This window comes from Spartinivicinus poritis, assembly GCF_028858535.1.
GTDB classification, from domain to species: Bacteria; Pseudomonadota; Gammaproteobacteria; order Pseudomonadales; family Zooshikellaceae; genus Spartinivicinus; species Spartinivicinus poritis.
This window is the reverse complement of sequence record NZ_JAPMOU010000012.1, coordinates 152,976-164,103: the sequence shown is the minus strand read 5'-3', so window position 1 is coordinate 164,103 and position 11,128 is coordinate 152,976. Positions and strand designations below refer to the sequence as shown.

Sequence of the window (11,128 nt, the reverse complement as noted above, 5' to 3'; positions counted from 1 at the left end):
CTAGCATTTGTAGCGCTGAGAACACCTCCGCTACCAGGTAAGCTACTAAATATAGCTTAGGCATGATGATAATTAGGTATTTTTTTAACAAATAAACTATAGTTAAATCATTCGAAACCAATAAGTCAATTCGCTTACCTAATAGCTTTTGAAAGTTTATATCAGAGTCTGATGCGCTGAACAAGTTATCTCCAAAACTAAATCCGTTGCTAAGCAGAAGCTTTTCTGATGCATACCCTCTTACAGTACCAACTCTATAATTTTTGGCTGCATCAATATCCACTAAATTTATATTTTTTCTACTTTGCAAACGATACACTTTTACCTGAGTTTTGTAGATAGGCCCTACCCATTCAAAATACTGATCCCGCTCTTCCGTTTTCGACATAGTCATTAGCATGGTATTCGGGGTAGTAGTTGCTATTTTATAAGCACGACTCCAAGGCATAAAACGTATACTTACTTCTATATCAAGCTTTTTTAAAATTAAGTTTAAAATTTCAATCGAAATACCTCTTGGTGAGCCATCTTCGATGTATTCAAATGGTGGATAGTGATCTGTCATGGCTACCAGCAAATCATAGTTGGCTGAGGCATGGCTTTTAACTAATAATAAAAGGCAATAAAAAATAACATAATATGAAACGACAAAACTACTTTTCGATTTCATACGTAATACCTTTTTTAATGATTCTTCATATCACAACCTTATAATTAGCTATTATTTATATACCAATTTACCTCTGTTACGTAACAGTAGTAAACCCTAATCGCGCTTGAGAGCTTTAAATTCAATTATACTGTTTGCCTTAATAGGCTTCAATGATAACTCATAGTGCAAATAAAGGTTACTTATAATTTCAGTTACTTTCACACCAAGGCCCTAAGGTCTACACTCTTAAGCAAGAACACCTATAGTAAAGGGTGATATAAGGTTTACTCGTGCAACAGCTGATTATTTTTATTTTACTGGCCAGCCTATCAATTGTAGCTTTTTGTCAAGAAGTCCATATCGTTACTGAAGACTTTCCTCCCTATAATTTTGAAAAATCGGGAAAAATTGAGGGCATGTCAACAGAAATACTGCTAGCTGTTTTAGAAGAAGCTGAGCTGAAACCCCAAATTAGTATTTATCCCTGGGCAAGAGCTTATGATCTAGCGCTAAACACTAAAAACTTTATGATCTACTCTATTGCCAGAATACCTGAACGCGAAAACTTGTTTCAATGGGTTGGTGCTATCGCCCCTTATAAAACCTCTTTATATAAACTGCAAGAACGAACTGATATTAATATACAGTCATTAGAGGATGCTAAGCGATATTCTATTGGTTGCTCTATTTCCGATGTAATTACTACTTACTTGGAAAAACAGGGATTTTCCGATTTAAAAATAGTATCTAATGATACGCAAAACTTACGCAAGCTCCTATTAGGCCGTGTTGATCTGATTGCATTTGACGAGGCATCATTTGTTTACAACATTAAAAAAGAAGGATTAACAATAAGGAAGTATACGCGGGTATACAGACTAGAAGATTTATCTGATGAGCTCTATATAGCTTTTAATAAAGACTCAGACACCACACTAGTAAAAAAGGTTAGAAATGCACTAATCACTATCCAAAAAAAGGGCATTATTCAGTTAATCCATAAAAAATACTTTTTCTAACATGACCTTCTATAGGAACACCCTTAGGTTACGCAGAAACTGTAAACAGCTATAAGACGATCCTTATATTATTTTTCATCCATTGCCACACAATTTCGGCCATCATTTTTAGCCTGATATAAAGCTATGTCAGCCCGATGAATAGCATGTTCAATCGCAGTGTCCTCCTGTCGTACTTGAGATAAACCAATACTGATTGTTATCTGCAATTGTTGGCCATCATACTCAACCAATAGTTTTGATACCCCCTCTCGAATCCTATCTGCAAAACTATAACTGGTTTGTAAATCGGTTTGCGGTAATGTAATACAAAACTCCTCCCCTCCCATTCGGCCTACAATATCATGCACACGAATGGATTCACTCAGGAAATCAGCAAACTCCATCAGCACTTTATCACCGGCAATATGGCCATGAATGTCATTGATTTGTTTAAAATAATCAATATCTATAACCAATACAGACAATGCCTGCTTATAATGTTGAGATCGATCAAACTCTTTGTCAGATAACTCTAGGAAATGCCTTCTATTAGGAAGCCCTGTTAATGAATCCGTGGTCGCCAGATAAGACAGTTGTTCATTTACCGTTTGCAGCTCCTTGGTTTGGGCAAGAATTTTTTCATTGAGCCTTTCCTGCTTTTCTAATGCTCGCTGTAACTCTTTAGTACGCTCTTCAACTTTCAGTTCCAATTCAGAGTTAGTTATTTTTAATTGATGAATAAGCTCCATATTTTCCTTTTCGAGCTCAAATGCCTCCAACGCACGCCGAACCGTGATAATCATATCCTCTCTATCATAAGGCTTTAAAATAAACTTATATACATGCCCTTTATTGACCGCATCAATGATAGCATTGGCATCTGCGTAAGCGGTGAGAATCATCCGAACGGTAAGTGGACATATTGCAATCGTTTTAGAAAGAAAGTCTACGCCACTTATTTTAGGCATACGCTGATCAGAGATAATTAAATCAAACTGCTCAGCCCCATTACCACCTTCAATTAAACTCAGCGCTTCTTCACCATCCTGAGCTTTAGTGACATTGTACTCTTGGCTTAAAGCACTTTCTAACGCTTCCAGGTTGTCAACCTCATCATCAACAATCAAAATATTATGCTTCTTATAGTTATAATTTTGTTTCTGAATATCTTTAAGCTTTTTATCGCTAAAAATGCTCATGTCAATCCTCGTAGTGATCATGCAATGGAAGCGATACCGTTATTGTAGTTCCTATTTGATCCACCGTATTCACTGATATACAACCATCATGCCTTTCAACAATTTCATGGGATAGTGATAAGCCCAGACCTGTTCCCTCCCCTACCTTCTTGGTGGTAAAAAAGGGATCAAATATTTTTTGCTGTACCTCTTTGGGCATTCCAATTCCGTCATCTTCAAAACTGATATACACGTATTTACTTGTTTGAAATGAACGAATAAATAAGTGGCCTACTTCTGACTCAGTCAATTGATGGTATTTTTCCTGGATTGCCTGACAAGCATTGATCAATAAATTGAGAAAAACTTGGTTAAGCTTAGCTGGCCAACACGTAATTAATGGTGCCGATTTAAAATCACAATAAAAATCCACACTACGTTTAAACCTGGTTGTTACTAATTTAATAGTCGACCTTAGCTCAGCAATAATATTCACATCACTCCTACTATCTTCATCAAACCGGGAAAACGATTTCAACTCATGAACAATATTTTTAATTCGTGTACTACCATTTAATATATTATTACTATGTTTAAACAGCTTAGCAAAACGTGTATTGAACTCATCTTTTATGGATTGACTAGCCTCTTCACCTGCTAGCTCAAAAATAAATGATTTAAATGTTTCTAGCTCATGCTCAAGGTTTTGCCCTCCCACATGGACAAAGTTAACAGGATTGTTAATTTCATGGGCCACCCCTGCTACCAATACACCTAAACCTGCCATTTTTTCTGAATGAACCAGCTTAGACTGTGTTTCTTTTAATCGGACATGTTCTTTTTGCAGTTGATCCAGTGTATCCTTGAGCACTTTGGTTCTCATTTTAACCTGTTGCTCTAACCCTTGCCTAATATAAATATTATCGAGTGTAATCGACAAAGACTCTATCAACATACTAATAGCATTTTTATCTTCTAAAGATAACGGCTGCTCAAGTTTACCATTGATTTCTATAAACCCTAATAATTCATTTTGGCGCTTAACCAAAAAAATCAATTTATCATCATGTTCACTATATAAACTCCCATTATTTTCAACATCCTTGATTGCTTCAGGTAATACTTCATGAACATCATAACAGTTAAGACTCATCAGCTGTTGTTGACTAACACTATCCACCCTTTTGTCTGTCAATTTATATTGATAGGTAAAAAAGCTTTCTTTCGATTTCTGATTATACTCGAAGTGGCCAAATTGAATTAGTTGGATAATATCATGATAGATAAGCTCAATGACATTGTGTGTCGCCAACGCCATGGCGCTAAATCTATCACTAGCACTGGATAAGCCTCTAATGCCGCTCAATAAAACAGTCAGACGATGATGGCTATTTTGCAAATGCCTCCTGGTTTCCAATAAACTGCTAATCATCTGGTTGAAACCTGCTTCCAGCACGGTCAATTCATTATACTTTTTTACGTTAAGGTCAACGTCTACATTATCGATGTTATCTGATCTCACTTTTTCCATCGCACGGGATAATATAGCTAATGGCTTAGCCAACATATAGCGTGAGAATAACAGGAACAACATCCATAATGCTGCTGTTTTTAATACAGCATTAACGATAATTAAGGCAAACCCAAGTTTAACACTATCAAATACAACACTATGACTGGAATATAATGTTAATACCCCAATTTGTTCAATCTTATATTTTTTGACTTTTTCCTTAGTATAAATATTCAATAATTTAATAGGCGTTATTACTGTTGAGTGCTCAAACACCTCATACTCAGAGATAATATCTATAGTCTTTTCCTTATTAGAAAAAGACACTTCAATCGTTTGATCAAAAATTGGACCTAAAGCACCAATTATATTATTATTATTATCTCTGATAAGCACACCTAGTACATGGGATGATTTATTCATTCCTTCAAGAGCACTCTTTGTCGATTCTGGGTTAAGATCCCAGATAGATCTCCGCAACACTGGAGCGAACGCTTCACTAATATTAATTAACTCATTGTATATACTCTGTTTGGTTTCAGTAAAATCGACTACCATATGGGTAAGTGTTAGCACTATAGTAATTAACAGGTAGATTGAAAAAACCGCTTTTAGTAATTGAGTCGCTATTGAATTGCGTGTTCCAACTAAAGCAGCGGTTTCACTTGCAGGCACTTCTCGGTCAGACATAACAACATCAGTTCATCTTGATTCTGTATGTCAATAGCTTAGATAGGATTACCCAATTCAACCATTCAGTAGCCTATATATACCCAATGCGAAGGGTTTTTAGGTGAGGCCATCAAGTGACGAAGCCCCTTGAGCCTATATTAATAGGTGATTGGGGTGACAGTTAATTGCACCTCGGCAATTGCTCCTGCATTGCCCTAATACATGACATCCATGTCATAATGCATTAACTGCATTCACACCTTCCTTGGTGATTAGGAGCGATGATAGCAAAACCTAAAAATCATTCTCGACGGGTATACTGACACTAACCACCAACTGGAGGCTTTACTCACTAGTCGACAGCCACCAACATACCTTTAAACCAACGCCTTAAAGGTGCCCTATACTATACTGGTGAGTATCTCAACAGAAAAAGTAAACATTTCCAAAGCACCTTTAACGGGTGACAAGTCACTATGTAATGAACAGTACTACCAATAGATGCTTAGCGGCGCTTCTTTTATTCATACTTTTTCTCAAACCAATCATCACAATGAGCGATGTGATTATTGTGGCTGGCAATGGGTGGTGCCCTTATATTTGTGTAGATCCATCCACTGAAGAGGGGTTCGCCGAAAAACCTGGCATTTTTTCTGAAGTAGTCATACGCATTTTAGCTGACCATGGATATTCGTTGAAACTGGCCAGCATGCCTTGGTCAAGAGCCATTCTCGAAACAAGAAATGGAAAATATAACGCGGTATTTGGATCCTCAAAAAGTATTACCCCTGACTTTATTTTCCCTACTATACCACAAGTCACCTATAATATGTGCTTTCACATCCGAGGTAACTCCACCTGGCAATATATAAACGTCAACAGCTTAGAAAACATTCGCTTAGGCATTGTACAGGATTACCCTTACGATGATGGTGGTGAGGTAGACCAATATATAAAACAAAATACGAATAGCCACTTTATTCAAGTGTTAAAAGGTGATGACCGTGGAGCATTACTAAGAAATATTCAAAAGCTAGCTACAAAGCGTGTTGATGCTATTATCGATAGTCCCTATGTGATTAGCCATACAATACAAACACACCAGCTGACATATAAGCTTAAAATGGCAGGTTGTTTAAAAACAGGCGGCATGTCTATAGCTTTTTCTCCAGTGCTACCTTCTTCTAAACACTATGCCAGGTTAATAACAGAAGGTATGATCAAGTTACAAGCAAACGGAGATCTAGCAAAAATTAAAGATAAATACCGCTTTAGCAACTGAGGGAAGTATCTTGCTCTCCCTCAGCAGAGTTACTCTAGAGGGTATGGATATAAGGGTTTATGACTGATTTAACCATTGCTTAACAACAGCTTGGTTATTGTTAATCCACTCTTCAGCGACATCTTCAGGGGCTTCTTTTTCTTGAGCAATCTGATATATCCACTGGCTAATGTCATCCGTTGTAAAAGACACATTATTTAAAAACTGGGCTACTTGAATATTTCGGCTTAGTAACGATTTTGAGTAAGCTAAATAGACTTTCGTTTCTGGCCAATCACAGGTAATAGCACTCTTCTCCAACCATTCATCCCCTTTTACCATATTCCAGCAGCCATCTGGGTTATAGTTAGGATCTTGTTGTTTATCTTTACTAGCATAACCAGTAAATGTTGGCTCTTCTAATTTTCGTAAATCATATGCCTTGTGAATCCAGTCAGGCGTCCAGGAATAAAATAAAATCCCGGTTTTCTTACGAAAGGCTGTTTTAAGTTGCGCCCTTAGAATAGCATCAGACACATGAAAGGCTTTAAAATATTGATCAAATCCATAGCTTTTCGCTTTGACTTGATTGACTTTAACAATTCCCCAGCCTGGCGCACCAGGCCAAAAATCTCCTTTGCCATCCCCGTCTTGGTCAAATAATTTAGCGATTTCAGGCTTGGCTAAGTCATAAACGGATTTTACCCCATACTTGTCTTGGATATAGCCAGGAATAAATAAACCTTCTGTTCCCATATACGGTTTTTGATTAGCCAATACCGACTCTTTGCCTCCTTTCACCACAAACTTTGTCCAAGGCTCCGCTTGAGAGGATGTCCACACATCAGGGTGAACATCAATACTCCCTTTACCTTTGTCCATCGCTGCCCAAATCGCAGATTGATCAGTAGCCACTATTTTTACGTTAACATCCAAATGCTTTTCCATGACCTGTTTCAATACCTGTTCAATAGCCAAAGAAGCATCCCAGCTCACTTCACCAATCACAATGGTATCTTTAGCTGCAGCAACCTGGGTAATCCCGAAGGTAAACACAGTGGCTAACCCTAGTTTTTTTATTATTTTACTCATTATTATTACTACCTCTTTTTTATTGTTCTAATTAAAATCATTCACGAAGAACATCTATAGGATGCCTCTAAAAATAGTGATTTTTTCTTTAGAGGTGTCCTATTTTCTTTTTCCTTGAACAATCCTGTCCAGTATCATTGCACATAGCACAATGGCAATACCGGCTAATAAACCTTTGCCCGCCTCTAAATGCTGCAATGAAAACAGTACGTCATACCCTAACCCTCCCGCTCCTATCAAGGCAGCCACCACCACCATTGACAAGCTCATCATGATGCTTTGATTGATACCCGTCATAATGGAAGGGACAGCCAAAGGTAATTCTGCTTTAAATAGAATTTGTCGCGAGGTTGCACCAAACGCTAACATGGTTTCAATCACTGACTCCGGCACCTGTTTTATGCCTAACGTGGTTAGTCGAATCATAGGGGGCATGGCAAAAATAACCGTTGCTAATACGGCAGGCGGTTTACCAATGGAAAAAAAGGCAATGGCCGGTATTAAATAAACAAAGCTTGGCATGGTTTGCATTAAATCCAATATGGGTGTTAGCACCGCATTAAAACGAGGCTTTCTTGCCGCTAAAACACCCAAGGGGGTACCTATGATAAAACAAATAAATACAGATGCAGCCACTAACGCCATGGTACTCATGGCTTTATTCCAAAACCCAAAAAAGCCTAAATACGCTAGTGCTGCAGCAGTAAATGCAACCACTTTCCAACCAGCAGCCCGCCAAGACAATAACAGTAATAACAAAGCCATCACCGGCCAAGGTGTACCAATAAAAATCAGCTCAAGAAAATTTAATATTTCTCTAATACAAGCAGTAATATTATCAAACATGCCCTCAAATTGGCTGATCATCCAATCGACACTATGGTCAATGGCTAGCGCCGTTTTTGCCGCAATTTTTCGTGAGGTAGGGAAGGTTTCAAGAAAACTGGCAATATGTGTAGCGGTAAATTGATAAATGGTCAGTGGATAGGTAGCCAATATTAGCAGGCAGCCGATGCCAATTCGTTTAGTACTGACGCCACACTGCAAGCCAGAGTTTACACGCCACCGCTTAAAGTAAGCATAATACAGTTGATTAGCGACAAGTCCACCCAGCAAACGAAACAAAACCAATACCGATACACCCATCATCAGGCTGGCTTCTGGGTATTTTTCACTGCCCCATACACTACGGCCAATGATAACCAGGCCAATCACATCAGCGATTGACAAGATCCAAAATAATACCCAAATATTGCGATAAGCAGCCCATAGTGGCCCAAATAATACAGCTGCCGTATTAAAGCTGAGCTTTTTACCATGAACAAGCTGATTAAATTGTTGTGAATAATAATTGGAAGAATGCACCAAAAACTGTTTTAACTGTTCCAATTCTTTTGTCTTATTATTCGTTGCCAGACCATTTACCGTGCTATCCATACCTGTACCCATACTTGCCATGCTTAATCACCTCCTTGTATACCACGCAACAACTGTTTTCTTGTTACAATACCCACCGGTGTTGCTCCATCACAAATAAGCGTTGGATGATCATGGACAATGGCTAAATCGATTAGTTGATTTAAGTTCGCATCTTGGGCTGCTGTTGGAAAATGATTAATTTGTTCAAGACAAGTGTTGCATTCGTTTAAATAATCAGCAAGCGGCTGCATAATCGATTGAGCAAACACCAGTTTAAGTCGAGAAATACCTTTAACAAAATCCGCCACATAATCATCAACCGGGGCTGTCACTATGGCTTCTGGTGTACCTATTTGAACAATTTTGCCATCCTTCATAATCGCGATACGATGACCAATACGAATCGCTTCATCTAAATCATGGGTAATAAACAAGGTGGTTTTTTTCATTACCTCAGCCAGGGCTAAAAATTGATCCTGCAACTGACGTCTAATTAAAGGATCTAATGCACTGAAAGGCTCATCCATTAATAAAATACGTGGGTCTGCTGCCATGGCTCGAGCCAACCCTACTCGCTGCTGCATCCCCCCAGACAGTTCAGCAGGCATGCGATCTTCCCAGCCTGTTAGCTGCACTAACGCCAGCTTTTTTTCAGCAATCCGTAACCGGGTTTGTTCATCCACATGGCGCAACTCTAAACCCAACGCTACATTTTCTCTTACTGTGCGATGGGGCAGTAATGCGGTATGCTGAAATACCATGCCGATTTTATCTGCGCGCACTGCCCGCAGTGAGTCATCATCTAACTCACTGATATTTTCATCATCAATCAGGATATTGCCGGCAGTGGGTTCAATCAGGCGATTAATATGGCGAACCAGGGTTGATTTACCACTGCCAGATAGCCCCATAATGCAGAAAACCTCACCTTCTGATACGGTAAAACTGGCGCCTGCAACCCCTACTACACAATCAAATTCGGCGTGGACCTGTTCTTTAGTTAACCCACGGGTTTGGATGGCAGTTAAGGCTTCTTCAGCTCGATCACCAAAGATTTTCCAGACATTCTGGCACTCAATCGTGGTCGCTTCACTACTGGTACTCCTCATGGATAAACCTCTTTTTTTATCGTTATTATGGTTTCAACTCCTTATGGAGAGTTATTGAGAGTGTCGATAAAGCAGGGAATATGGAGTGACAGGGTATTCTGGAACGGCTGTCGGGAACAGCCAAAGCTCTAAAGGCCAAGGATGGCCTTATAGAGCGGTGGAAGAATATCCTGTTACTTCATATTTATTCTCTCGCAACTTCTCTATGAATAGAGTTAAAAACGGTATTGTTTAGTATTCCGTATTACCGCTGAATACCGTGGTTTGCTTTATATTCTTTTAACGTATTGATAATACGTATTAAACAGTCATCCCTTTCTTTAACCAGTTCATTAATTGAACGACCTTCTGCCTGGTTTAGGCAGCCTTGTACCATGGCATCACGCAATGCAGGGGTGAGTTCAGGTGCTTCTAACCGAGTCCAGGGCTCCTTCAAGGCTGGGGCAAAATGATCTAATAAATGGGCCATTCCCCCTTGGCCACCCCCTAAATGATAAGTTAAGCAGTGACCCATAATGGCCCAGCGTAACCCCATCCCATAGGCAATGGACTTATCGATATCTTCTACACTGCATTCGTTATTCGCCACCATATGCAGCGCTTCGCGCCAAAGGGCTTCTTGCAGCCGATTGCCAATAAACCCTGGTAGTTCCTTATCCATTTTGGCAACTTGCTTTTCGATGGATTCATAAAAAGCCGCAGTCCAATCAACCGCATCTGGGCTGGTTTGTTCTCCCCCCACCACTTCACAGAAAGGAATCAAATAAGGAGGGTTAAACGGATGCCCTACCACAAAGCGTTCTGGATGATGCTCGCAATTCACCTGCATATCCGTCATGGCAAAACCAGAGGTACTGGAAATAATCACGACATCTGGGGGTGTTATTGAATCCAGTTCAGCAAATAACTGACGCTTGGCCGTTAAATTTTCTGGGGTGCTTTCTTGAATCACCTGAACACGTTGAGTCAGCTCTTCCATGCTATTGGCAAAACTCAGTCGCTTAGGGCTGGCGCCTTCACGCAATCCCAGCTCTTTCATGGTGGGCCAAATAGCTTCGACCATATTCAACAGATTTTGTTGGGCATTAGGGCCTGGATCATAAGCAACGACATCCATTCCCATTCTTAGAAAGTGTAAAGCCCAGGCGCCACCAATGGTGCCAGTACCAATCACTCCTGCCCGACTGACTTGAGTGGGCTCCAATCGGCTCACTATGGGCTGTGTCATAGG

9 protein-coding genes are annotated in these 11,128 nt (G+C 39.5%); 2 read left to right on the top strand and 7 right to left on the bottom strand.

What is annotated here, in order from left to right; genetic code table 11:
- Window positions 1–670: substrate-binding periplasmic protein (locus tag ORQ98_RS11860; RefSeq protein WP_274689021.1), on the bottom strand; the 670-nt coding region annotated here is incomplete at its 3' end.
- Window positions 671–942: 272 nt separating this feature from the next.
- Between ORQ98_RS11860 and ORQ98_RS11855 the strand changes: the two genes are divergently transcribed.
- On the top strand, window positions 943–1,671 hold the full coding sequence (locus tag ORQ98_RS11855; RefSeq protein WP_274689020.1) for a substrate-binding periplasmic protein: 729 nt from the start codon (window positions 943–945) through the stop codon (window positions 1,669–1,671).
- A 68-nt stretch (window positions 1,672–1,739) separates the two neighbouring features.
- Here ORQ98_RS11855 and ORQ98_RS11850 read toward each other — a convergent pair whose 3' ends face one another.
- Together ORQ98_RS11850 and ORQ98_RS11845 are read right to left on the bottom strand one after the other, a co-directional pair.
- Entirely contained in the window at window positions 1,740–2,852 is a 1,113-nt protein-coding gene (locus ORQ98_RS11850; protein WP_274689019.1) for a GGDEF domain-containing response regulator, read from the bottom strand.
- A gap of 1 nt (window position 2,853) precedes the next feature.
- Window positions 2,854–5,034, bottom strand: a complete 2,181-nt coding sequence (locus ORQ98_RS11845) for a HAMP domain-containing sensor histidine kinase (protein WP_274689018.1) — start codon at window positions 5,032–5,034, stop codon at window positions 2,854–2,856.
- 535 nt (window positions 5,035–5,569) lie between these two features.
- On the opposite strand from ORQ98_RS11845, the gene ORQ98_RS11840 reads away from it, so the two are divergent.
- On the top strand, window positions 5,570–6,298 hold the full coding sequence (locus tag ORQ98_RS11840; RefSeq protein ID WP_274689017.1) for a substrate-binding periplasmic protein: 729 nt from the start codon (window positions 5,570–5,572) through the stop codon (window positions 6,296–6,298).
- A 57-nt stretch (window positions 6,299–6,355) separates the two neighbouring features.
- On the opposite strand, the gene ORQ98_RS11835 is transcribed toward ORQ98_RS11840, so the two are convergent.
- From ORQ98_RS11835 to ORQ98_RS11820, 4 genes are all read right to left on the bottom strand, one after another.
- Window positions 6,356–7,369: an ABC transporter substrate-binding protein gene (locus ORQ98_RS11835; protein WP_274689016.1), complete on the bottom strand. Its 1,014-nt coding sequence runs from the start codon at window positions 7,367–7,369 to the stop codon at window positions 6,356–6,358.
- 99 nt (window positions 7,370–7,468) lie between these two features.
- Window positions 7,469–8,827: an ABC transporter permease gene (locus ORQ98_RS11830; protein ID WP_274689015.1), complete on the bottom strand. Its 1,359-nt coding sequence runs from the start codon at window positions 8,825–8,827 to the stop codon at window positions 7,469–7,471.
- 2 nt (window positions 8,828–8,829) lie between these two features.
- Window positions 8,830–9,897, bottom strand: a complete 1,068-nt coding sequence (locus ORQ98_RS11825; RefSeq protein WP_274689014.1) for a quaternary amine ABC transporter ATP-binding protein — start codon at window positions 9,895–9,897, stop codon at window positions 8,830–8,832.
- Window positions 9,898–10,141: 244 nt separating this feature from the next.
- The gene (locus ORQ98_RS11820) at window positions 10,142–11,125 is read right to left on the bottom strand and encodes a 3-hydroxyacyl-CoA dehydrogenase NAD-binding domain-containing protein (RefSeq protein ID WP_274689013.1); all 984 of its coding nucleotides are present in this window, start codon (window positions 11,123–11,125) and stop codon (window positions 10,142–10,144) included.
- Window positions 11,126–11,128 lie beyond the last annotated feature (3 nt).